This is a genomic window from Arthrobacter sp. MOO21, assembly GCF_057369995.2.
Genome location: NZ_CM170671.2, coordinates 513943 through 535873, shown reverse-complemented (window position 1 = coordinate 535873; position 21931 = coordinate 513943). Strand labels below are relative to the sequence as shown.

Here is a 21931-nt window from a genome sequence, read left to right as displayed (position 1 = left end):
AACCTGCGCTGCCTGTGTGACCCGGGCACCGGGCAGGCTGCCAACCAATTGATCAGGGTGCCTCGCTGATGTCGCATTTTTCAACATTCTGGTATCGAGCTATACGTTTTTAGGACTACGCGGAATCGGGTAAGCACCCCCAATTCCGCGTAGTCTTACCACCAGCAACCCAAGCGCCTGCAGGGTGTCTGCGGTTAAGGCCTCTTCCTTTCGGGCTTACTCTTTCAGACCCCGGTCAGGCAAAATTGGCGCACTTTCTGCGACTACATCCCCCTCTTGGGCGCGTCTCCACCTACGTCCATCTATGAGCACTCCATCATGAGTGTCAGTTGGCACAACACGCACCGACACGTATTCGAGCGGGCCCGGTACGGGGACTTGTAAGGCGGAAGCAAGCGCTGGATAGTACTTGCCGCTGAGAATTATGTATCCCTCTGGTGCAAGTGCGGAGCGTGCCCCTCCGTTGTACCTGACACGCTTCTGCGCATCTAGTTGCCTGCTGACAGTAGCAACTGAATTGCGATGAACTATCATCCCCTCCGCGGCCCTAAATAGCCTATTAGTCCGTTCGGTTCCCGCCCAATGGTCGAAAATATTGTCAACCAAATCGCGAGGAAGTTGCAGGAGCACATTTGGTGGCATAGGGGCATCCTTCCACAACCATTCGATAGCCATTCTTCCATCGACATTCAAGGTGCTCTTTTTATCCCTGTTAGCACCTTCCGTCCTATGTTCTGGAAGGATTCGGACTAAGCCAAGCGACCATTGAGACAAGGCATCGTCTGCAGTTGCAACAAGGGCAATATGGTCGGTTATTTCCGGCGGAAGCATCCATCCGCCAAATCTTTGGCTCCATTTGGCGTCGACTAGTATATTAGAAATTCGGTAGTCGGTAGGGTCGTCATCATTGGCCTCGAAACGGAATTCGCGCTGCGCATTTATTTCAAATAAGGTCCCAAAATGGGTTTTTTCGGTCTTCATCAACTGATCCCAGCGATAACGGCCCGTTTCTTGACCGTTATATATCATGTCATAAGTCTTGCGGAATACGCGCCCCCATCGAACCCCATCGGAATCTTGGTCTTTGAGAGTTTGCGAGACAAGTTGTATGTCCAGATCCGCAACAAAATTGAAGTCTACTATTCCACTCATTCTCGTGAGGTTACCTGATAGGTGCAACCAGCTTCACATCATGTTCGAATAAGTCATGTCCGGTGCTGCTCGCCTTAAGTGGACGTATTACCTCTCGGTCGCCAGATGGTTAACCTGTTCCAGGAGACTTTCGAAAATGTCGGCGTCAACTAACCGCGGTGGCGATCATCCGTAAAAGCACCGGGTCGCAAGGCGTCGTTTAGCCGTTTACGCGTGAGATTCCTGAGGCTCTGTCAATGCCCCCTCTTTACGCGAATGCAACAACGGAGTTCGTCTTGCGGGAGCACGACCGGTCGCAAGGCGGAGTCAAGCTGGATGCTGGGCAGTAGTCGTTCAGGATTTCACTAGGCCTACATGGAGTAGACATCTCAGGCAGCGAAGGTCAGAAGCGTCGTTTCTTGCCGACTGGGATGTTGGTCGTTCGCCCGCATGGCCAGCCAAATGCAGGAAGGTGCAACACCGGACTCCGCGGCCCCAACCGCAAACGATTGTGCGCCATCCCGATCCGGAAGTGCGTGCGGGATGGAGTCCGGGCGAGATTGGAGTCGCCTACGACATTCGTGGCTCACTGACCGGGGGGATAAAGTATCTTTGCCCTCGAGCTCGCGGTCCCCGACGTAACGACGCCGATGATGGCATAGGGGTTGCGTTCTCCTGGGACGCAAGGCCAATGGTTCACGGCAAGGTGTAGATTTCCTCGCGTCGCGCGTTTGCGCAACATTCCCGGTCTGTTTCAAGCAGCAGTCGTAAACCCTGCTAGTTCGAATAGGGGTTCAACGGACTCAGCCATCGAGCTCCAGCCGGAACACCCACAGCAGTACGTCCTCGCCCGGCACGTACCAGTCCCGCTCCGGTGCGCCGGCGGAACCCCAACGACTCGTACAGCCCGTGGGCACGCTCCATGAACGTTGCGCTGGTGATGCTGATGGCCTCGATGCCGGGCACGTGCCGGGCGTGGTCCACGATCTCGCGCACCACGGCCCGGCCTAAGCCGCAGCCCTCGTGTGCGGGGTCCACGGCCAGCATCCGGAACTCCAACTCGCCGTCCTGTGCGATCTCACTGTACGGCTGGCCGGCGAAGGTCAGCGTCACCGCCGCCATCACCTTCCCTGCGGCCTCCGCCACCCACACCTGGGCATGCTCGGCCCGGTGCTCCACGTCCTCCAGCACACCCATGTAGGGGTGGTCGGCGGCGAAGTGTCCGGCACCGAGGTAGGCGTCGCGGGTGATGCGCCGGACCTCGGAAAAGTCCGCCGGCACTGCCCGCCGGAAGGTGACAGTCAACGGCAGAGTCACACTCACGAGGAAGCGCCCGAAGCAGCGGTTGCCCGCTCCACGTAGTGGCCCAGCTGTGCCAAATCCGGCTGCGACGACGGGTCGCCCACGGCGTCGGCACCGACGGCATTCGCCACAGCCAGAGCCCGGGTGTAGTCCAGCCCGCTCCGGAGCGCCAGGACCAGGGCGGCGCAGAACGCGTCGCCCGCGCCCACGGTGTTCGCCACCGTCACGGCAGCTGAAGGGGCCTCGGCCACCTGCCGGCCGTGCTCGAACAGCGCCGAGCCGTCCTTGCCGTACGTCACCGCCACCAGCTTCGCCTCCGCCAGGGCCGGAATCAGGGCATACTCGCTCTCGTTGACGATCACCAGGTCGCACCGCTCCAGGAGCTCCGCCGGCAGGTCCATGGCAGGCGCCGCGTTCAGCACAAAGAACCCCTTCGCCTTCCGCGAGGCCTCTAGCACCACATCCAGGCCCACCTCCAGCTGGCACAGCACCGTCTCCTCCGTGCCGAACGCCACCCCGTCCAGCGACAGGTGCGAGTTGGTGCCCGGACACACGACGATCTGGTTCTCGCCCTCGCGGTCCACCACGATCAGTGCCGTGCCGGTCGGCTGGGGGAGGACGGCCACATCGGACGTATCAACGCCGGCGGCAACCAGGGCATCGAGCATCCGCTGCCCGGACGCGTCCTTGCCGACGGCCCCGACCAACCGGGCACTGCCGCCCAGCCGTGCCGCGGCCGCGGCCTGGTTTGCGCCCTTGCCGCCGGGCTGCTCGGACAGGACGGCGCCGCCGATGGTTTCGCCCGCCGTCGGAAGTCGCTCGGCGGTGGCGATCAGGTCCAGGTTGATGCTGCCGACCACGGTGACGGCAGTACGTGTTGTGTTCATGGCAAAACTCTCTCAGGAGGAGGGCCGGAAGCGGCCGGGGTTTCGAAAAAGTGTAGCGCACAGTTGTACTTGTAAGTCATACGTGGTTGTATAACAACTCGAATCGCCACGAAAGACGATCCCTTCTGCTCGAACAAAGGAGTTTGATGTGAACACCCCGACCCCCGCCGCAGCCGCGCCGCCCGCCGAAGGAGGCGCCGCCGTCGTCATTCCCGACGACGACGCGGCCAGGCTCTCCGGCCGCCGGGCCGCCCTGCTGATCTCCACCCTGCTGCTGGGCGTGCTGTCCTTCCAGCTGAACGCCAGCATGGTCACCCCCGCGCTGCCGCAGATCGCCGCGAGCTTCGGCGAAAGCGCGGACAGCGCCGCCCCCGTCCAGTCCATGTTCTTCCTGGCCGGCGCCATCGCCGGGCCCGTGATCGGGCGGTGGAGCGACTTCATCGGCCGCCGCGCCGCGCTGCTGCTGGTCCTGGGCATCATGGGCGCCGGCACCATCCTCTGCATCGCCGCACCCACCCTGCCGCTGCTCGTCACCGGCCGGTTCCTGCAGGGCGTCTCCAGCGCCGTGTTCGCGCTCGCCTACATCGTCCTCAGCGAGAACCTGCAGGCCAAGGTCTTCGGCACCTCCGTGGGCATCATCGCCGCCATCAACGGGGGAGTGGGCGGCGTGGACGGCTACGCGGGCGGGCTCATGGCCGAGACCCTCGGCTTCCGGTCCATCTTCGTCGTCGTGCTCGTCCTCACCGCCATCGCCGCTGTCTGCATCTTCCGCCTGGTGCCCGCCGGGCGCCCTGTTGGGGTGCGCGGCGCCATGGACTGGTGGGGCGCCGGCTCCCTCTCGCTGTTCCTGGTGTTCCTGACGTACTTCGTGTCCGACGGTTCGGCCGCCGGCTGGACCTCGCCCACCGCCCTGGCCCTGCTGGCCGGCACGGTTTTGTCATTTGCGGGATTCTGGTTCATCGAGAAGCGCCGCAGCCACCCGCTCATCGCCGTGCACCACCTGCGCTCCCGCCAGGTATGGCCCGTCATCGCCACCACCGTCCTCACCCTCGCCGGCATCTTCGCGGTCATCAACTTCACCGTGGTGTTGCTGAGCCAGGATTCCGACGGCGGCTTCGGGCTTTCCGCCTCCATCTCGGCTTTGCTGTTCCTCACCCCTGCCGCGCTGATTGGCGTCTTCGCCGCGCCCTTGGCGGGGTGGCTGGCGGACCGGCGCGGGTGGGTGCGTACGTTGCGGCTGGGGACTTCCTTGAGCCTGGTGTGTGCCGTGGTGGCCGCCGTGTTTTCGTCCAGCCCTGTGGCGGTGTTTGTTGCGATTGCCTGCCTGGGGATTTTCTACAACGGCTTCTTCCTGACCGCCATCAACGGGCTCTCGGTGCTGCTTTCGCCCAAGGAGGCCCCGGCTGCCTTGCCCGGCATCAACGGTGCGTCGTTCGGGATCGGGGCGAGCCTCGGCGTCGTGCTCGTGGCGCCGTTCGCCGCGCAGGCCACCGCCGCCGGGTACGCCACCGCCCTCTGGATCTCGGTGGGCATCACCGCCGCCGCGTTCATCGTCAGCCTCTTCGTCGCCGCCCCCAAGGGCGAGACGGTCTAACCCCTCCATCTGTTGCGAAGGAACCTATTGTGACTGCCCCCGTTTATCTCGACTGCGACACCGGCATCGACGACGCCCTCGCCCTGGCCTACCTGCTCGCCTCGCCTCTTGCCTCCGTGGTGGGCATTGGGACCGTCAGCGGGAACGTCAGTGCCGCTGTGGGTGCCCGGAATACCCTGGACCTGCTTTCGTTGGCCGGTGCTGCTGCTGTGCCGGTGGCGGTGGGTGCGCACGATCCGCTGGCTGGTTCCTTTGGCGGCGGGTCGCCGTGGGTGCACGGGGAGAACGGTGTGGGGGAGGTTGTATTGGAGCCTTCTGCTGCTTCTGTTGTGGAGGAGTCCGCGGCGGAGATGCTGGTGCGGCTGGCTCACTCTTACCCCGGCACGTTGCGGGTGGTGGCGATCGGGCCGCTGACCAACATTGCCGAGGCGTTGCGGCTGGAGCCTGCGCTGCCCTCGCTGGTGGAGTCGGTGACCGTGATGGGCGGGGCCGCGCTGGCGCCGGGCAACATCACGCCCGTGGCCGAGGCAAACATCTGGCACGACCCCGAGGCCGCGGCCCTGGTGCTCGCCGCCGACTGGGACGTGACCCTGGCGCCGCTGGACGTGACCATGGCTTCCGTTCTGGAGGAGTCTCACCGGCAGGAGTTGCTTTCTTCTGCTGCGCCGGTGCCGCGGGCGCTGGGGGAGATGCTGGGCTACTACTTCAGGTTTTACGAGGGCATCTACGGCCGGCCCTGCTCCGCCATGCATGATCCCCTGGCGGCGGCGCTCGCTGTTGGTGCGGTTACGCCTGCCTTGGCACCTGTGGTGCGTGCCGCCGTCGACACCTCCGACGGGCCTGGCCGCGGCCAGACCGTGTGCGACATGCGCGGGCTGTACGCGGGGTACCCTCCGGTGTCCGGCGCACGGTGCCGCGTGGTGCTGTCATTGGAGGAGGACTTCGCCCCGCACCTGGTGGAGACGCTGCTGGGGCACTTTGAACGCACGACGGCGGGCCTCGCCTCGGCGGGATCGGTCGCCTCGGGCTGAGCCTCACCAGTTGCCGTTTGATGCTTCGTTCGCTGTGGACTGTTTCCACTTGGACTCCGCCAACGGCGGGACTTAAGGCACTGTCGCTCTGAACGGGTGCCGCTCGATCATGGACCTCACGACAATTGGGGAAAGATGTCGACCACAGCCAATTCGCATCCGGGATTCCTTGCAAGGTCCTGTCCCCACCTGGACCTCTTCAAGGTGGGGACAGACAACAAGATCTACAGCACCTGGTGGCACGATACATCCGGCTGGGCGCCCTGGTTCGTGATCTCCGGAGGAACTGCCTCGGCGGGAAGCACGGTCACGGCCATCTCCCGCATCAGCGATCACATGGATGTCTTCGCAGTCGGCGCAGACGGAAAGGCCATCAGCTGCTGGTGGGACAAAGGGGCAGGCTGGGCCAGTTGGTTCCCTGTGTCGGTCAGCTAGAACGCGGGCCAGTCTGTTCCGTCGCCGGACGTACTGGGACGGCACCAGGACCGGGTCCGACGGGCGCAGGTCCAGCAGCTTCGCCTGGCTGGGGCCAACCTGGCTGAGGCTGATCTGGCACTCGTCCGGCCCGGCGAGCCGGCCCGGCTGGTTGTTGAGCGTGGCAAGCAAGGTGCTGCCGCCGTCGCCCCTGATCTCCAGGGGCGCGGTGGCGCCCTTGCCGACGCCGATTCCCATACGGCTCACGCGTCTCGCGAAAGAGCCCCGGCCGGTGGCCAGGGCTCTTCGTGGGATCGGAAAGAGGAAAGACAGCTATGTGTGCTGTGGCTCGTTCCTCATCGCCCGCGCCAACTAGTTGTTGATAATGCGAACTGGACCGGTCGCAGCATCGCAGACGGTTACCGCGTTGCCGGTGGCATCCACTGCTTCGCCGAGAACCGCGATCGAGCCGATGTCCGCGACATCGCAGAGATTTGCTGCGACACTGGCGGCCACATTTACGTCAACAGCATCCTCGACGGTGATGTCGCCGACGGTGACACTCACGAGGCCATCATTCAATGTGTTGTTGTTTGCCGCCTGTGAAGGTCCGGCAACGGCGCCCATCAGGAACAGGCTTCCAGCGGCTGCGACGGTGGCTTTCTTAAGAACTGACATAGTTTCGCTCCCTTGATATCGGCCCTCGTACCCCTATCCGGCAGTCCATTAGTAGCTCTTGGGCTGCTGAATGCCGCGCTGATGCATGGCGCAGGGGAAGGGCGTCTCTGTGGTTGCTTCGTCTGGCATCCGCCGGTTCGGCGGGGGAAGGCGGTTCAACCGGATCGGCGCCCAAATGTCGCTTTAGTCGAGATGGGCATTAGGCCTTTGGAAGGCCCGGGGTTGAACATCTGTGTTGCGCTTCCATTAACAACCCTAAAGCTAAGCATGCTTAGCAGTCAAGGGGAACGCAGCCCCTTTTCCAACCGGAACGCGACCAGCGACGCTGCTGCCCCGGCTGCGGCCGCCGCAGCAAGGGTTCAGCCAACGGCCGGCGGAAACTGGGAGAACACGACCCCGAACAGCAACGGCCCCAGCGTCCCGCCGATATAGGTGCCGCTCTGGGTGATCCCGGTGGCCTGGACGGTGAACGGATGCACTGTGCGTGAGACCACGTACTGGGTCAGCCCGTTCCACCCCCAGCCCAGCCCGAACGCCACCACGGCCCCAGCCGAGCAACCGTCGGTGGCTGAGACGCGGCATGTGGTGATGCGGCCGTTCATGTGGGTATGGTCATGCCGCTGCACGCCGACGCTCCCGGCAAGGTGTTCCTGGCCTTCGACCCGGGCGCTTGGGATGCCTTGGACGAGCAGGGGCTCGAGGGCTTTACGCCCGATACGCCGGTGTCCCTGGAGACGCTGCGGGAGCAGGCTGCCGTTGCCCGCGAGCAGGGGTTATTTCGCAGCCTTCGGGGAGCGCAACCAGGACGTGGGCTCCATCAGTGCGCCGGTGTTCGACCACGCGGGACGGCTTGCATGCGCCATTGGCCTGGGGTTCCCTACCCAGCGGATCGGGCCCGCCGATGTTGAGCGGCTGGGGCCGGTGGTAGGCCGTGCGGGGCTGGAGGCCAGCCGTGCCTTGGGGTACGAGAGCAGCCAGGCCGCCGGGTAAACGCGCAGGAGTCGGCGTCCGGAATCGATTAGGCGTGCATCCGCAACCGGTGTAAAGGTGGACGGGTGGATGCCGACATCAACTTCTATTTCGACCCGGTCTGCCCTTTTGCCTGGATGACCAGCAAGTGGGTGCGCATGGTGCAGGCGCAGCGCGGATACAGCGTGGACTGGCGGTTCATCTCGCTGCGGCTGATCAACGCCAGCGTGGACTATGACGCCCATTTCCCGCCTGAGTACGAGGCCGGACACACGGCCGGCCTCCGCCTCCTGCGCGTGGCGGCCAAGGCCCGAGCAGAGCACGGCCGGGAGTCGGTTGCGCGCTTGTATGAGGCATTCGGTGCACACATCTTCGAAGCTGCCCCGGACACGGACAACCTGCCCACTGAGCTCGCGGTGCGTGAGCGGCGCGGGACGCGGGAGTTCGTGGAGCCGATCCTCGCCGAGGCCGGCCTGCCCCTGCAGCTGGCGGAGGCGCTGGACGACGAGTCCTGGGACCGGGAGATTCGGCAGGAGACGGATGAGGCGCTGGGACTGACGGGCAAGGATGTGGGCACGCCCATCATCCATTTTGAGCCGCCCACCGGGGTGGCCTTCTTTGGGCCGGTGATCAGCCGGCTTCCGGACGAGGAGTCGGCCGCCGAGCTGTGGGACCACGTGGTGGGGCTGGCACGCTTCCCTGGGTTCGCCGAGCTTAAGCGAAGCCTGCGTGAGCAGCCTCAGCTGCCCGCCTTCGGAGTCACCGCCGGTGCGGTAGGCCGGCAGGAGGACTGGCACGGCGGCAGCCGGCGGCAGAAGAAGTGACCCGCAGTAAGAGTGACTCTCAGTAAGGATGGACCCATGAACCAGAGCAGCACCCGCACACACCAGGAGTCCGTTACGGTCCAGGCATCGGCCGGGACGGTCTACGACTTGGTCTCCGACATCACCCGAACCGGCGAGTGGAGCCCGGTGTGTACATCCTGCTGGTGGGACGACGAGGACAGCGCCGGCCAAGTCGGTGCCTGGTTCACGGGGCGCAACGAGCTGCCCCACCGGACCTGGCAGACGCGGTCGCAGGTAGTGGCCGCCGAGCGCGGCCGCGAGTTCGCCTGGGTGGTTGGTGGCAAGTTCGTCCGCTGGAGCTTCACCATGACCCCGGCTGATGCGGGGACGACCCTGACCGAGTCGTGGGAATTCCTTCCGGACGGGATCGCCATGTTCGAGGAGAAGTTCGGTCACCAGGCCCCGGAGCAGATCGCTGACCGCACCCAGCAGGCGCTCCACGGCATCCCGGTGACGCTCGCCGCGATCAAGAAGATCGCCGAGTCCATCTCCGCAGATCAGGAGGTCCGGTCCTAGGACCGGACCAGACCGGGCGCCCCGACGCCGGGCCGGGCTGTGCGGGGACCTCCGTCTAGGGGAGCGGCTGGCGCTCGCCCACGCTGACCGGGGACGACGGCGGCAGGTACTCCCGCCGTCGTCGTTCCATCCGCCGCTGCTGGCCTGGTGACGGGATGTTCGCACGCTTGGCGCGGTTACATCTGGCACAGGCCGCGACAAAGTTCTGCAGGCTGGTGGAACCGCCCTTGGACCACGGATAAAAGTGGTCGCCGTGCTCGGCCGGTCTGCCGCAGCGCCGCCCGAACCCGGCTTCCAACTCACACAGGCCGCCGGCGCGGGCCATCCCTTCGCGGCGCTGCTGGCGGGTGAAACGCCGCACCGGATCCCGGCGTCGGACATCGCGGCTGGTGACGATGGCCGCGGCAATGCCAAGCACCACGAGGGCCACGCCGGGGGCTGCCACCGCGGCGACGACGCCCTCGAACAGGCCGCGCAACACCCCGGCCGCGGAGGACGGCCCCGCTCCGACAGCGGGTGCTGGCTTCGAGCTGAGCGCAGACACCACCGCCACAGCGACCCAAACCATCACCGCCGTGTAGGCCAAGCGAAGGCCCTGCCGTGTCCAGTAAATGCGGCCGAGTTCCGGCATGGATTCCCCCCAATTCCAGTTCGCCCAAGCGCCCTCGAGCCCGGGATGTCCAGGGATGTCCAGGGAATCGTATAAGCCGGCCGCCGGTTGCTGCCCCAGATTTGGCTCAGTTTCTGCCTAGTTTCCGCAACCGATGATTCGCCGGAAGCGCACCCGTGGTGTCGATTCCTGCTGGAGCAGCATGGAACATTGACGCCATGACCTAGGAGCAGCCTCAATCCACCGCGCCGAGACTGGACGGCGCCGGCCTCACTGGATTCAAAGGCGCCTACCAGGCCGCCCAGAAGAGCCTGGCCGAAGGCGGCATAAGCCGGACGGCAGAAGAGCTACCGGGATTCCTCCTTCTACACCACCCTGGCCCCCTGCGCCAGAACCATTATTCAGTTGAAGATCCCCCGCCTGGTGGTGGGGAGGCGCGCACGTTCTACGGCGAGCCGGAGCTTCTGCGGTTACGCGGGTTGGGGTGGTGGCCTGGATGATCAGCCGAATAGCCTCGGTCCATTTTGCCGTGATGCTGCCGTCGGCAACTCACGCGCCGTAGAAGTTCCTGCGCGCCTCAGCGTAGCGCTCCCTGACTCCGAAGCCCCACTCGCCTTCTGGCTCGTAGGAGGCTTCGATGCTGCGGTTCCAGTCGGGGAGCTCGCCTGTGGCTGCCCATGCGGCCTGCTTCGCTGCACCGAGTGCAACGTACTCCCTGCTCGCCGGGACCTCGACTGGCAGGTTGAAAATGCTCGCAGCCGCCTGGCGGAGGGCCTGCGACTTGGAGCCTCCGCCAATGAGGAGGACTTTATCCGGGGTGCCGCCGGACTGCTTCAAGACGTCGATGGCGTCGGCCAGCGAGTTGAGCACGCCCAACACGGAGGCGCGGGCAAGGTTCTCCGGAGTCATGTTGCTTCTGGTAAGGCCGGCCAGGCTTCCGCTTGCATGCGGCAGGTTGGGGCTCCGCTCGCCGTCGAGATACGGAAGGAACGTGAGTCCGCCGGCGCCGCTCTCCGCGCCCAGCGCCAGGGCATCCAGTTGTGCCAGGCCGACACCAAGCATGGACGCGGTTGCGGCCATGACCCGGGCGGAATTGAGCATGGCAAGCAGGGGCAGGTGGCCGCCGGCGGCGTCCGCGAATCCTGCGATTGCGCCCGTATGGTCCGGCATGGGCGAGGGCGAGGTGGTAAAGACGGTTCCGGATGTGCCGATGGAAACCACCACCTCGCCAGGACGAAGTCCCAGTCCCAAAGCGGCCGCCGCGTTGTCCCCGGCGCCGGCGGCGAGGACGGCGCCGTCTATGCCCCATCCGTTCCGTACCGTTCCTGCCCGCTCATGCGATGCGACAATCCGCGGAAGGCGCGGAACGCGGCCGAAGAAGCGCTCCAGCAGGTCCGTCCGGTAGCTGTCCGTAAGCGGTGAGAAATAGCCGGTACCGGACGCGTCGCTGCGGTCGGTGGTGAATTCGCCGCCCAGGGTTCCGTTCAACCAGTCGTGGGGGAGGACAACCTGGTTTACGCGGTCCGCCAGCTCGGGCCTGTTCTGCGCGAGCCAGGCAAGTTTGGAGATGGTGAAGGACGCCACCGGAACCAGGTTGACGGCGTCAACCCATGCCTCCTGGCCCAGCTCGTCCCGGAGTCTTGCCGCTTCCGCTGCGCTGCGGGTGTCGTTCCACAGCAGCGCATCGTGGACGGGGCTGTCCGTGTTGTCGAGCGCCACCATCCCGTGTTGCTGGGCACCGACGCCCACCCCGGCAACTGAGCCGCCCAGGCGGTCGACGCCGGCGGCATGCCAGGCCTCGTGCAGCGCGGACGTCCAGATGCGGGGGTCGACGGCGGTCCGGTCGGGGTGGGCCGCCGTGCCGGAAGCAACAACACCGCCGCTGTGTACGTCCACCGCGAGGACCTTGCAGGACTGTGTAGAGGAATCTACCCCGACCACAATGCTCATTGACTGTTCTCCTCATCCATGAGGTCAGCAAGGGCCCGGGCCAGCGGGATATCAATGATCAGCGTGGTCACGAAACCGGCCCTGGCCACCGCCCGCACCGCATCTGCACGGGCCGTGCCGTGCGAGACCGCGATGACGCTTGGGGTGCGCTGCAACTGCTTGACCGTGACGGCGATGATTTGTTCGTCCAGCCCCGTTTCGACCGGGACGCCCGCTGCGTTGAGCAGCCGCCCCGAGCATTCCGCGACTGCGCCGGCTTTCACGGCTGCCTCGCGCATCTCCGCTTCGGCCCGGTCCCAGACTGTGGAGCTGCCACTCTTCCAGGCGCCGACGGCGACCACCGCCAGGTCGAGCGAATCCGCCTTGGCCAGGGCGCCCGCGATCTCCGGCTGGCGCCGCAGGCCAGCCGCCGTCGTCGGGTCTTCCACCACCAGCGGCGACCATAGCGGCCAGGTGAGCCCGCCGCTCAGGTGCCCCAGCCGCTGGATCAGCTCGAGCGGATTGCTTTCGCCTTCTGTGGGCAGTGCCCCCGCGAGCTGGACGATGTCGCACCGGGGGAGCTCCCTGACGAGCATCGAGGCCACGTCCAGGATGCGGGACCACGACATCCCGAGCGTCCCGCCCGCGGGAGCCTGCCGCGTAACCTCGGCGGCGGCTGCTTTGGCCAGGATGCCGCGGGCTTGGTTCTCATCGCCCGAGGTGGAGTCTGCCACGATGACTTCGCGGATCCCCAGCCAGGATTCCAGCCTGCGGATCTCTGTGGCTGAGACGTGGGACGGATAGTGCACCTTGATTTCCACAATGCCGCGCTCACGGGCTTCGGTGAGCAGCCGTGCCACCTGGAACCGCGAAATGTCATGACTGACCGCAATTTCTACCTTGGACCGGTTCTCCAGGTAATACTCGCTGCTCACGCGGGCCAGAAGTTCCTCATGGGAATGCTCGGACATGGTGCTCACCTCTTCTCCGTCGATCATTTGAGTCCCTCGTCTTGCTCAAACGAGTATATATGACTAGAGTCACAATGCAGATGAGCAAGTAGGCGCGCTCATATGAGCGTCCGATTCATCCCGACTTTTGAGCACAAAGGAGTTCTTATGCGTCCCACGATGCGCGCGGCCTCGATGGCTGCCGGCGCCCTGTGCATTGCACTTGCTGCCTCGGCCTGCGCCGGTGCCGGCGGCGGATCCGCTGCTAACGACCCGGACAGCATCAACGTCCTGATGGTGAACAACCCCCAGATGGAGGACCTGCAGCGGCTGACCGCGGAGAATTTCACCCGGAAGACGGGCATCAAGGTCAACTACACTGTGCTGCCCGAGAACGACGTCCGGGCCAAGATCAGCCAGGAGTTCTCCAGCCAGGCCGGCCAGTACGATGTCGCGTCGCTGTCCAACTACGAGATCCCCTTCTTCGCGGCCAACGGCTGGCTGGCACCGCTGGACAGCGTGGCGAAGGACCCGGAGTTTGACCAGGCCGACATCCTGCCGGCCTATACGGCGTCCCTCACCGGCGAGGACGGCAAGTTGTATGGCGAACCGTTCTATGGGGAGTCCTCCTTCCTCATGTACCGGAAAGACATCCTGGAGGCCAAGGGCCTGACCATGCCGGAGAAGCCCACATGGGACGAGGTGGCGGACGTAGCTGCCAAGGTGGACGGCGCGGCCCCGGGTATGAAGGGAATCTGCCTGCGCGGCCAGCCAGGCTGGGGCCAGGTTTTCGCCCCGCTGACCACCGTGGTGAACACGTTCGGCGGCACCTGGTTCGACAAGGACTGGAACGGCCAGGTCAGCTCCCCTGAATTCACCGAGGCCGTGGATTTCTACACCAAGTTGGTCCGTGAGCACGGTGAACTGGGTGCAGCCCAGGCCGGCTTTACCGAGTGCCTAAACAACATGGGCCAGGGCAAGGTGGCGATGTGGTATGACGCCACTTCGGCGGCAGGAGCCCTGGAATCCGAGGCCTCGCCGGTGAAGGGAAAGATCGGTTACGCGCAGGCCCCGATCAAGGAAACCAAATCCTCCGGCTGGCTGTGGACATGGTCCTGGGCCATGCAGGCTGCCTCCAAGAAACAGGAAGCCGCGGGGAAGTTCGTCGCCTGGGCCAGCTCCAAGGACTACGAGGAACTGGTCGCCGCGAAGCTTGGCTGGGCGAAGGTTCCCTCCGGAAAGCGCATCTCCACCTACGAGAACACCGAGTTCCAGAAGGCCGCACCGTTCTTCGAGGCCGAACGCTTCGCCATCGAAAACGCCGACCCGAAAAACCCGGGAGCGCAGGAACGCCCCGCCGTCGGCATCCAGTTTGTAGGCATCCCCGAGTTCGCTGCCCTGGGCACAAATGTCTCCCAGGGCATCAGCTCCGCCATCGCGGGCCAGGGCACCGTGGCCGAAGCGCTGGCAAAGGGCCAGGAAGCCGCGCAAAAAGTCGGCAACAAGTACAAGCAGCCCTAACAGAACCGCAGGAGAAAATCATGACTACCGCAACGGCGCGCATCTCCCGCCCGGGACGCAATGCAGCCACCCCCTCACGAAACACCCGGCCGCGAAGCACCCGGCAGCGGGAACGCGCCCTGGCATGGGCACGGCGTGCACCGCTGCTGCCCGCCCTGGTCTTCCTCATTGTTGTCACCCAGCTTCCGTTCGTGGTGACGCTGGTCATCTCGTTCATGAACTGGAACAGCCTGAGCCCGAACAAGACAGCCTTCGCCGGCGTCGAGAACTACGTCACGGTCCTCTCGGATCCGGACCTGCGGCAGGCGATCTTCACTACCATCCTGCTCACCGTCTCCGTGGTCCTGGCCAGCCTGCTCGTTGGCCTGGGCCTGGCCCTGCTGCTGGATAAGAAATTCATCGGCCGTGGATTGGCGCGGACACTGCTGATCGCACCGTTCCTGGTGGTTCCCGTCGCCGCCGCCCTCATCTGGAAGCACGCGCTTCTCAACCCCGTATACGGACTGGTCAACGGCACCCTGACCTGGGCCTGGTCCCTCTTCGGCAGCGCCACGCCACCGCAGCTGGACCTCCTGTCTCAGGCGCCACTGATGGCAGTCATCGTCTCGCTGGTCTGGCAGTGGACGCCATTCATGATGCTCATCCTGCTGGCGGGCCTGCAGTCCCGCCCCATGGACACCGTGGAAGCGGCCCAGATGGACGGCGCCACCCCATGGGCCATCTTCCGGCACCTGACGCTGCCACACCTGCGCCAGTACCTGGAACTGGGTGGCCTGCTGGGAGCGATCTACATCGTGCAGAACTTCGACGCGGTCTTCACCCTCACCGCGGGCGGACTTGGGACGGCCAACCTTCCCTACGCCGTCTACCAGACCTTCTACTTCGCCAACGAATACGGACTGGCGTCCGCCGCCGGCGTCGTGGTGGTCATCGGCACCATCCTGGTGGCCACGTTCGCACTCCGCACCGTCTTTTCACTCTTCAAGAAGGAGGCAGCACGATGAGCACCCTCACGGCGCCCCGCAGCCCGCACCACGCCACCACGGCCGGACAGGAGGGCGTTTCACGCCGCCGTTCCGGAAGGTCCCGGGGCAAGGCACGCATGGATCCCACCCGGAACAACACTGCTGCCGGTGTGGCCGCCTGGCTCCTCGCCCTGCTCTTCGCCGCCCCGGTCCTGTGGATGATCCTGACCTCCTTCCACTCCGAAACCGACGCCGCCACCAACCCGCCGTCGATCGCGGCGGACCTCACCCTGGACGCCTACAAGGAATTCTTCGGGGAAACCTCCGGCGTCAGCCCCTGGCCCTCCCTGATCAACTCCGCCACCGCTTCGGTCCTGTCCACCGTCCTGGTGCTGGTCCTGGCCATTCCCGCCGCGTACGCGCTGTCCATCCGGCCGGTGAAGAAGTGGACGGACGTGATGTTCTTCTTCCTCTCCACCAAGATGATGCCCGTGGTGGCCGCGATCCTGCCGCTCTACCTCTTCGCCAGGACCGTGGGTGCGCTGGACAACATCTGGTTCCTGATCCTCATGTACACCTCCATGAACCTGCCCATCGCCGTCTGGATGATGCGCTCCTTCCTGGCCGAAGTTCCGGAGGAAATGCTGGAGGCAGCCCAGATCGACGGCGCCAACCTCCTGTTGATCCTCCGCAAGATCATTGCTCCTGTCGCCATGCCCGGCATTGCCGCGACGGCCCTGATCTGCTTCATCTTCAGCTGGAACGAACTTCTCCTGGCCCGCGTCCTCACCGGTGTGGTGGCAGGCACCGCCCCGGTGTTCCTCACCGGCTTCGTCTCAGGCCAGGGTCTTTTCCTCGCCAAAGTCTGCGCCGCCGCCGTCGTCATCTCGCTGCCTGTGCTTTTCGCCGGCTTCGCCGCCCAGGACAAACTCGTCCAGGGACTCTCTCTCGGCGCCGTGAAGTAGTAAGCGGCCCACCCACCACCGACATTTAAGGACTGTCCCCATGACGACACCAACCGCCCAGACCCTGCCGGCGTACGATCAGCCGTTCCCCGCCACCATGCGCGCCTCCGTCCTGAAGCGCCAGGGCGAGATGACCCTGGAGACCCTCCCGATGCCCCAGCTCGACGCCGACCAGGTCCTGGTGCAGGTGGCAGCCGTCGGCGTCTGCGGCAGCGACGCCCACTATTACGAGCACGGCCGGATCGGCCCCTACGTAGTGGACCACCCGCTGATTCTCGGCCACGAACTCTCCGGCCGGATCGCCGCCGTCGGAAGCGCCGTCGACCCCGTCCGCATCGGCAAGCGGGTGGCCGTCGAGCCCCAGCGTCCCTGCCGCAAGTGCAACCAGTGCAAAGCCGGCCGCTACAACCTCTGCCCGGACATCGAGTTCTACGCAACGCCCCCGGTGGACGGGGCCTTCGCCGAGTACGTCACCATCCAGTCCGACTTCGCCTACGACATCCCGGACAGCGTCAGCGACGAGGCCGCCGCGCTGATCGAACCCCTCTCCGTGGGCCTCTGGGCCTGTGAACGCGCCGGGATCAAGCCCGGTAGCCGGGTCCTGATTGCCGGCGCCGGTCCCATCGGCATCATCGCCGCCCAGGCCGCCCGTGCGTTCGGCGCCACCGAAATCCACATCAGCGACATCTTCGAGGACCGTCTCGCTTTCGCCCTCGAACATGGCGCCACCCACGCGATCAACGCCAGGACAGACAGCGTGGAAGGGCTCGACGTCGATGCCTTCATTGACGCTTCCGGCGCACCGCAGGCTGTCCGTTCCGGCATCAAAGCCGTCGCGCCCGCCGGCCGGGTGATCCTCGTCGGTCTCGGTGCGGACGACGTCGAACTCCCCGTCTCGTACATCCAGAACCGCGAAATCTGGCTTTCCGGCGTCTTCCGCTACACCAACACCTGGCCGCTGGCCATCCAGCTCATCGCGGACGGGAAGGTGGACCTGGACATCCTGGTCACCGGCAGGTTCGCCCTCGCCGAAGCAGAGGAAGCGCTCAAGGCCGGCAAACAACCCGGCCAGCTCAAAGCCATCGTCTACCCGGGCCGCTGACGGTCCGCCCTGAAAGGAAAAAGCACATGCAACCGCTCAGCACTTCAACACTGGCAGAACTCCCGGCAAACTTGGGCACGCCATCCTACGACCGCTCTGCTCTCACCGCGGGGATCGTCCATTTCGGCGTCGGCGGCTTCCACCGCGCCCACCAGGCTATGTACCTGGACCAGCTGATGAACGCCGGCATGGCGCACGACTGGGCAATCTGCGGGGTGGGTGTGCTGCCCGGCGATGCCCGCATGAAGCAGGTCATGGACCAGCAGGACTGCCTGTACACACTGGTGGTGAAGAACCCGGACGGTACGCGGGAGGGCCGGGTCATCGGGTCAATCATCGAGTACCTCTTCGCCCCGGACGGCCCCGAGGAAGTCATCGAGAAGATGGCGTCCGACGCCGTCCGGATCGTATCCCTGACCGTCACGGAGGGCGGGTACAACTTCCACCATGTCACCGGCGACTTCGACGCCGACAACCCGGACGTGGTCCACGACCTCCAGCCGGGTGGCGCGCCGCGCACCACCTTTGGGCTCATCACCGAAGCCCTGCGCCGTCGTCGTGAACGGGGACTGGAGCCCTTCACCATCATGTCCTGCGACAACATCCAGGGCAACGGCGACGTCGCGCGCAGGATGTTCACCGCTTTTGCCGAGCTCAAGGACCCGGAGTTCGGCGCCTGGGTGGCCAGCAACGTGTCCTTCCCCAACAGCATGGTGGACCGCATCACCCCGGTCACCGCCGACGAGGACAGGGAGGCCATCGCTGCGGAATTTGGCGTGCAGGACGGATGGCCCGTGGTCTGCGAGCCGTTCGAGCAGTGGGTCCTCGAAGACAATTTCAGCCTGGGCCGGCCGCCGTTCGAAAAGGCGGGCGTCCAGCTCGTGGACGACGTGGAACCCTATGAGCTGATGAAGCTGCGGCTCCTCAACGCAAGCCATCAGGGCATGTGCTACTTCGGCTACCTGGCCGGTTACCGCTACGCCCATGAAGTGGCGCAGGACCCGCTGTTCGCGCAGTTCCTGCTGGACTACATGGACAAGGAAGCAACGCCTACGCTGCACCCGGTGCCGGGAATCGACCTCGACACGTACAAGCGCACCCTTATTGAGCGCTTCTCCAACGAATATGTCCGTGACACCTTGGCCCGCCTCTGTGCCGAGAGCTCCGATCGGATCCCCAAGTGGCTCCTGCCCGTGGTCCGCGTCAATCTCGAGAACGGCGGAGAGATCCGCCGGTCGGCGGCGATCGTGGCCAGCTGGGCCCGCTATGCGGAAGGGACGGACGAGCAGGGCAGCCCGATCGAGGTGGTGGACAGGCTCAAGGACACCGTCATGGCGGCCGCCGCGCGGCAGCGCCAGGAGCCCCTGTCCTTCATTTCAAACCGTGATGTTTTCGGCGACCTCATCGACGACGCCAGGTTTGTTGCGGCCTACTCCGAAGCCCTCGCCACCCTGCAGCAGCACGGCGCCGTGGAGACGCTGCGGAAGCTCCAGGCCTGACACCACTGCCCGGGGGAGCGCCAACCATGCTCGTTCCGGCCTGGGTTTTGGCAGGCTCAACCACCGTGGGCCACGTCCTTGTCAGGAATTTCCCCAGGGAGCAAACTAAGCCTACGGAATCCTTGGGGCGTGGCAGGGCGGGAAGCCATGGATGGGCCTGGTGCCAGGAATGAGTTCATCGTCGTCAGCGGGGAGGCGGCGGGGAACAGGCTTGTGATTCCGCGCGGTGAGGTCACCGTGGGCAGCCAGGACGACGCCCGGCTTCGCCTGCCGGCCTACGGTGTCAGCCGCCACCACGCCCTCCTGAGCTCCGTCGACGGCCGGACCATCCTCACCGACCAGCAGTCCCGGAACGGCAGCTGGGTGAACGGGCACCGCATCACCTCACCCACGGAACTGGCGCACGGGGACCTGGTCCAGTTTGGCGAGGTCAGCTTGCGGTTCATCGACAGGAACGCCGACGGCGGCACGCCCCGGGAGGACGGCGGCGCGCCCCGGGAGGGCGCCGGCAAGGACACCGCGAAGCCGGGCCCGCCGCAGCCCAAAGAGCGGCTGGGCACGGCGCTGATGTTCGCCGCGGGGATCAACGTCATCGGGCTCCTGGGGAACAGCCTCACCTCCTTCCTCACCGAACTCACGCCCACCTGGACCTGGTTCGTCACCCCGATCGTCGGCCTCCTCGTTGCCCTGGCCATCGAGATGCTCGGGTTCTACCGGAAGAACCAGGCCGCGAGGCAGCAGCCCGCCGGCCCCGGCCACGGGCCGCGGGGAGAGCCACAAGCCGGGCCCCGGGCCGAACCCCGTGCCGAGCCCCGGCGCCCGCTCGCCGCAACGGTGCTGCTGACGCTGCTGCTGCTCGGCGGCGGCGGTTGGCTGGTCACCGCGGGGGCGAGCTACGCCGTCGGCTATTTCTCCGGCAACGAAAGCGGCGTGCAGCGGCTGGAACGCCAGGTGGTGGCGGAGGCGCAGGGGGTGCGGGTGACCATCCTGGGCGTCCAGAGCACGGCGCACTTCACCCGCGCGGAGATCCTGGTGAACAACGGGACCACGAGCACCATCACCCTGCCGCTGTTCCAGAACGCGATGCTCACCGGACCGGACGGCACCACGTACGACGCCGACTCCTTCCGCAGCAACTGGCAACCCCAGATACCGCCCGGCGGGCAGCGCAAGGGGACCCTCAATTTCGAAAGCCAGCTGCCGGAAGGGGCAACAACGGTGTCGCTGAGCTTCGCCACCGTCTTTGTCCAGGGCTTTGACGGCCCCAGGACCATTACGGTTCCGGACATCCGCCTGAAGCCGCTGGCCGGGTCGGAACCGGCGGCGCAAAGCCCCCAGGATGCCCGGCCGGTAAACCGTTGCCGCCCGGCTTTACCGCCCCTCCGACCGGCTCGGAACCTGCTGCTGGCTGCTGGTCCATTTGGCGTGCTCCTGCGAGATCAGGCCCTCGATCCGCTCAGCCAGCTGCTGGTGCCGGTCCGCGCGCAGGTAGGGCCCCGCCTTGGCCAGGTACAGGTAGCGCTCGTGCTTGAGCGCCTCGGCGGTGGAGCGGTAGGTGATCCAGCGCTCCTGGAACTGGTAGAGGTGCTGGGCGCCCTCGAGGACCACGATGACGGCGGCCAGCGCGCCGGTCACGAGCACCGGGCTCCCTACACCGGCCACAACCGGCAGGGCTGCGGCCACCGCCAGCTCCAGCAGCTTGAGCCACTTGTACCGGCGCTGGTTGTCGCTGCTCCTGGTGTCGTACCAGTGGATCTGGTCCTCCAGCCGGTCCCACGTAGGGTCTTCTGGGGCAGGCCGGGGCACGGCAGCGATCGGCTGTGCCGGTGCCGGATCATCCTCGCGGCGCACCATCGGCTTCCCCTTCCACTGCAGCTTGCTCCTGGGCCAGGACGAAGAACACCTGCCACTTATCCGGGCAGAAGCGTTCCCCGGTCAGCACGTAACAGGGCCACATCTCCCAGCTCCCGGAGCTGTTGAGCAGCACCCGGCCCTGCGCGTTGACGGTTTCCCCGGGCGCCATGGCCCGGCCTTCATTCATGTCCTCGGTATCGTGATGGTTTCCCGACGCATCCCGCACTCCCACAAACGTGTACTCCAGCTGCAGTGGCTGGTCGGTGGTGTTCGTCAGCGCATAGCTCACCGTGACCGTGTCGCCCACCCGGGGAGCGGCCGGATCACGCCGGCTGGTGGCCTGCAGCCCGGAAAGGCGGATCCCGTCCCCGCTCGTGACGGGCGAACTGTCGACGTCGATGCCGCCGCCCCCAGCGACCGGCGCCTGCCCCTCCGCAGGGTTGGCGCTGGGTGAGGGTTTCTGGAGGCTGGTGACCAGGAGGACCACCAGCAGGACCACAACGACGACGGCGGCCGTCCCGCCCAGGATGAGCGTCCGGGGAGAGAACCGTCCCCGTTTCCGGGGCAGCGCCTCCCGGCTCCCAGGCGCGCTGTCGCTCGCTCCCGTTGCGGCCGCCGTCGGGCCCTGCTCCTCCGCGGTGCCCTGTTCGCCCGCGGTGTCCTGGCTCCTCCGCATCTCTGCGAGCGTCCCGTCCAGCACCTTGAACAGCCGGCTGGTATCAAACTCAAACCGGGCGGGACTGAACTCCAGGGCCTGCCGGCGCACCAGCTTCGCAATGCTTCCGGGCAGCTCATCGGAGCGGGGCATCCGCGCCCCATCCACCAGGATGGGGATCACCCGCACATTGCGCGTCAGGGCCGCCTGGATCTCCAGGCGCACGAAGTCGTCGGGATCGTCGAGCCTGCGCCGGCCACCGTCGTCGGCGATGGTGGTCCACTCGTCGCCGATCAGCACCAGCACCACGTCGCAGGAGCCGACTGCCCTGGTGATGGCCTCCACGAAGTCGTCGCCGAGCTGGATGGAGTCGACGTCCTTGAAGACCTGGCCGCCGCCGTAGCGGTCAGCCAGCCGGTCGTACAGCCAGCCGGCAGGGTACGCGGTCTCCTCGCGCCGGTAACTGATGAAGATCCGGCCCGACGCGGCGGGGGTGGAAGCAGCCATGGCGCAC

General features: G+C 65.8%; 20 protein-coding genes and 3 pseudogenes. 13 read left to right on the top strand and 10 right to left on the bottom strand.

The window, feature by feature from the left end:
* Positions 1 to 216: 216 nt before the first annotated feature.
* From AC2JAJ_RS02395 to AC2JAJ_RS02385, 3 genes and pseudogenes are all read right to left on the bottom strand, one after another.
* The gene (locus tag AC2JAJ_RS02395) at positions 217 to 1152 is read right to left on the bottom strand and encodes a NaeI family type II restriction endonuclease (protein ID WP_486414415.1); all 936 of its coding nucleotides are present in this window, start codon (positions 1150 to 1152) and stop codon (positions 217 to 219) included.
* A gap of 782 nt (positions 1153 to 1934) precedes the next feature.
* A pseudogene (locus AC2JAJ_RS02390) lies at positions 1935 to 2454 on the bottom strand (GNAT family N-acetyltransferase).
* Complete coding sequence (locus AC2JAJ_RS02385) at positions 2451 to 3320, bottom strand: ribokinase (RefSeq protein WP_486414416.1); 870 nt, start codon at positions 3318 to 3320, stop codon at positions 2451 to 2453. The pseudogene AC2JAJ_RS02390 and the gene AC2JAJ_RS02385 overlap by 4 nt, the downstream one beginning before the upstream one ends.
* A 148-nt stretch (positions 3321 to 3468) precedes the next feature.
* On the opposite strand from AC2JAJ_RS02385, the gene AC2JAJ_RS02380 reads away from it, so the two are divergent.
* The 3 genes from AC2JAJ_RS02380 (at position 3469) to AC2JAJ_RS02370 (ending at position 6380) form a co-directional block, all read left to right on the top strand.
* Positions 3469 to 4914, top strand: coding sequence for an MFS transporter (locus AC2JAJ_RS02380; RefSeq protein WP_486414417.1), 1446 nt, complete (start codon positions 3469 to 3471; stop codon positions 4912 to 4914).
* A 29-nt stretch (positions 4915 to 4943) separates the two neighbouring features.
* The gene (locus AC2JAJ_RS02375) at positions 4944 to 5945 is read left to right on the top strand and encodes a nucleoside hydrolase (protein ID WP_486414418.1); all 1002 of its coding nucleotides are present in this window, start codon (positions 4944 to 4946) and stop codon (positions 5943 to 5945) included.
* Between the two features lie 96 nt (positions 5946 to 6041).
* Positions 6042 to 6380, top strand: a complete 339-nt coding sequence (locus AC2JAJ_RS02370) for a DUF8189 domain-containing protein (RefSeq protein ID WP_486414419.1) — start codon at positions 6042 to 6044, stop codon at positions 6378 to 6380.
* A gap of 351 nt (positions 6381 to 6731) precedes the next feature.
* Here the strand turns inward: AC2JAJ_RS02370 and AC2JAJ_RS02365 are convergent, their stop codons facing one another.
* Both AC2JAJ_RS02365 and AC2JAJ_RS02360 read right to left on the bottom strand, forming a co-directional pair.
* On the bottom strand, positions 6732 to 7037 hold the full coding sequence (locus tag AC2JAJ_RS02365) for a hypothetical protein (protein ID WP_142031125.1): 306 nt from the start codon (positions 7035 to 7037) through the stop codon (positions 6732 to 6734).
* A gap of 359 nt (positions 7038 to 7396) precedes the next feature.
* Positions 7397 to 7639, bottom strand: a complete 243-nt coding sequence (locus tag AC2JAJ_RS02360) for a hypothetical protein (RefSeq protein ID WP_486414420.1) — start codon at positions 7637 to 7639, stop codon at positions 7397 to 7399.
* Between the two features lie 6 nt (positions 7640 to 7645).
* Here AC2JAJ_RS02360 and AC2JAJ_RS02355 point away from each other — a divergent pair.
* The 4 genes and pseudogenes from AC2JAJ_RS02355 to AC2JAJ_RS02340 form a co-directional block, all read left to right on the top strand.
* Positions 7646 to 7753, top strand: a pseudogene (locus AC2JAJ_RS02355) (IclR family transcriptional regulator); the annotation flags it as partial.
* Between the two features lie 40 nt (positions 7754 to 7793).
* Positions 7794 to 8027 (top strand): IclR family transcriptional regulator domain-containing protein, encoded by a 234-nt coding sequence (locus AC2JAJ_RS02350; RefSeq protein WP_486414421.1) that lies wholly within the window; start codon positions 7794 to 7796, stop codon positions 8025 to 8027.
* A gap of 65 nt (positions 8028 to 8092) precedes the next feature.
* Complete coding sequence (locus AC2JAJ_RS02345) at positions 8093 to 8830, top strand: mycothiol-dependent nitroreductase Rv2466c family protein (RefSeq protein ID WP_486414422.1); 738 nt, start codon at positions 8093 to 8095, stop codon at positions 8828 to 8830.
* Between the two features lie 36 nt (positions 8831 to 8866).
* On the top strand, positions 8867 to 9367 hold the full coding sequence (locus tag AC2JAJ_RS02340; RefSeq protein WP_486414423.1) for an SRPBCC family protein: 501 nt from the start codon (positions 8867 to 8869) through the stop codon (positions 9365 to 9367).
* Positions 9368 to 9422: 55 nt separating this feature from the next.
* Here the strand turns inward: AC2JAJ_RS02340 and AC2JAJ_RS02335 are convergent, their stop codons facing one another.
* The 3 genes from AC2JAJ_RS02335 to AC2JAJ_RS02325 form a co-directional block, all read right to left on the bottom strand.
* Positions 9423 to 9935 (bottom strand): HNH endonuclease, encoded by a 513-nt coding sequence (locus AC2JAJ_RS02335; protein ID WP_501053335.1) that lies wholly within the window; start codon positions 9933 to 9935, stop codon positions 9423 to 9425.
* A 591-nt stretch (positions 9936 to 10526) separates the two neighbouring features.
* The gene (gene xylB / locus AC2JAJ_RS02330) at positions 10527 to 11927 is read right to left on the bottom strand and encodes a xylulokinase (protein ID WP_486414425.1); all 1401 of its coding nucleotides are present in this window, start codon (positions 11925 to 11927) and stop codon (positions 10527 to 10529) included.
* Positions 11924 to 12904, bottom strand: coding sequence for a sugar-binding transcriptional regulator (locus AC2JAJ_RS02325; protein ID WP_486414426.1), 981 nt, complete (start codon positions 12902 to 12904; stop codon positions 11924 to 11926). The genes xylB and AC2JAJ_RS02325 overlap by 4 nt, the downstream gene beginning before the upstream one ends.
* 120 nt (positions 12905 to 13024) lie before the next feature.
* Here AC2JAJ_RS02325 and AC2JAJ_RS02320 point away from each other — a divergent pair, with 120 nt between their 5' ends.
* The 6 genes and pseudogenes from AC2JAJ_RS02320 to AC2JAJ_RS02295 all read left to right on the top strand — a co-directional run.
* The gene (locus tag AC2JAJ_RS02320) at positions 13025 to 14377 is read left to right on the top strand and encodes an ABC transporter substrate-binding protein (protein WP_486414427.1); all 1353 of its coding nucleotides are present in this window, start codon (positions 13025 to 13027) and stop codon (positions 14375 to 14377) included.
* 20 nt (positions 14378 to 14397) lie between these two features.
* Positions 14398 to 15381 (top strand): carbohydrate ABC transporter permease, encoded by a 984-nt coding sequence (locus AC2JAJ_RS02315; protein ID WP_486414428.1) that lies wholly within the window; start codon positions 14398 to 14400, stop codon positions 15379 to 15381.
* Positions 15378 to 16307, top strand: coding sequence for a carbohydrate ABC transporter permease (locus AC2JAJ_RS02310; RefSeq protein WP_486414429.1), 930 nt, complete (start codon positions 15378 to 15380; stop codon positions 16305 to 16307). Before AC2JAJ_RS02315 ends, AC2JAJ_RS02310 begins: the two co-directional genes overlap by 4 nt.
* 40 nt (positions 16308 to 16347) lie before the next feature.
* Positions 16348 to 17409, top strand: a complete 1062-nt coding sequence (locus AC2JAJ_RS02305) for an NAD(P)-dependent alcohol dehydrogenase (RefSeq protein WP_486414430.1) — start codon at positions 16348 to 16350, stop codon at positions 17407 to 17409.
* Between the two features lie 26 nt (positions 17410 to 17435).
* Positions 17436 to 18908 carry a mannitol dehydrogenase family protein gene (locus tag AC2JAJ_RS02300; RefSeq protein WP_486414431.1) on the top strand — a complete coding sequence of 491 codons (1473 nt, stop codon included), beginning with the start codon at positions 17436 to 17438 and terminating at the stop codon, positions 18906 to 18908.
* Positions 18909 to 19055: 147 nt separating this feature from the next.
* Positions 19056 to 19346: pseudogene (locus AC2JAJ_RS02295) on the top strand (FHA domain-containing protein); the annotation flags it as partial.
* 933 nt (positions 19347 to 20279) lie between these two features.
* On the opposite strand, the gene AC2JAJ_RS02290 reads toward AC2JAJ_RS02295, so the two are convergent.
* Entirely contained in the window at positions 20280 to 20762 is a 483-nt protein-coding gene (locus AC2JAJ_RS02290; RefSeq protein WP_486416752.1) for a DUF4231 domain-containing protein, read from the bottom strand.
* Complete coding sequence (locus tag AC2JAJ_RS02285) at positions 20743 to 21924, bottom strand: toll/interleukin-1 receptor domain-containing protein (protein WP_486414432.1); 1182 nt, start codon at positions 21922 to 21924, stop codon at positions 20743 to 20745. Before AC2JAJ_RS02285 ends, AC2JAJ_RS02290 begins: the two co-directional genes overlap by 20 nt.
* Positions 21925 to 21931: the final 7 nt, after the last annotated feature.

What these genes read in the sequence shown, in the direction of transcription:
- AC2JAJ_RS02395 (WP_486414415.1), bottom strand. Translation starts at nt 1,152, where the DNA reads ATGAGTGGAATAGTAGACTTCAATTTTGTTGCGGATCTGGACATACAA.
- AC2JAJ_RS02385 (WP_486414416.1), bottom strand. Translation starts at nt 3,320, where the DNA reads ATGAACACAACACGTACTGCCGTCACCGTGGTCGGCAGCATCAACCTG.
- AC2JAJ_RS02365 (WP_142031125.1), bottom strand. Translation starts at nt 7,037, where the DNA reads ATGTCAGTTCTTAAGAAAGCCACCGTCGCAGCCGCTGGAAGCCTGTTC.
- AC2JAJ_RS02360 (WP_486414420.1), bottom strand. Translation starts at nt 7,639, where the DNA reads ATGAACGGCCGCATCACCACATGCCGCGTCTCAGCCACCGACGGTTGC.
- AC2JAJ_RS02340 (WP_486414423.1), top strand. Translation starts at nt 8,867, where the DNA reads ATGAACCAGAGCAGCACCCGCACACACCAGGAGTCCGTTACGGTCCAG.
- AC2JAJ_RS02335 (WP_501053335.1), bottom strand. Translation starts at nt 9,935, where the DNA reads ATGGTTTGGGTCGCTGTGGCGGTGGTGTCTGCGCTCAGCTCGAAGCCA.
- xylB (WP_486414425.1), bottom strand. Translation starts at nt 11,927, where the DNA reads ATGAGCATTGTGGTCGGGGTAGATTCCTCTACACAGTCCTGCAAGGTC.
- AC2JAJ_RS02325 (WP_486414426.1), bottom strand. Translation starts at nt 12,904, where the DNA reads ATGATCGACGGAGAAGAGGTGAGCACCATGTCCGAGCATTCCCATGAG.
- AC2JAJ_RS02320 (WP_486414427.1), top strand. Translation starts at nt 13,025, where the DNA reads ATGCGTCCCACGATGCGCGCGGCCTCGATGGCTGCCGGCGCCCTGTGC.
- AC2JAJ_RS02315 (WP_486414428.1), top strand. Translation starts at nt 14,398, where the DNA reads ATGACTACCGCAACGGCGCGCATCTCCCGCCCGGGACGCAATGCAGCC.
- AC2JAJ_RS02310 (WP_486414429.1), top strand. Translation starts at nt 15,378, where the DNA reads ATGAGCACCCTCACGGCGCCCCGCAGCCCGCACCACGCCACCACGGCC.
- AC2JAJ_RS02305 (WP_486414430.1), top strand. Translation starts at nt 16,348, where the DNA reads ATGACGACACCAACCGCCCAGACCCTGCCGGCGTACGATCAGCCGTTC.
- AC2JAJ_RS02300 (WP_486414431.1), top strand. Translation starts at nt 17,436, where the DNA reads ATGCAACCGCTCAGCACTTCAACACTGGCAGAACTCCCGGCAAACTTG.
- AC2JAJ_RS02290 (WP_486416752.1), bottom strand. Translation starts at nt 20,762, where the DNA reads ATGGTGCGCCGCGAGGATGATCCGGCACCGGCACAGCCGATCGCTGCC.
- AC2JAJ_RS02285 (WP_486414432.1), bottom strand. Translation starts at nt 21,924, where the DNA reads ATGGCTGCTTCCACCCCCGCCGCGTCGGGCCGGATCTTCATCAGTTAC.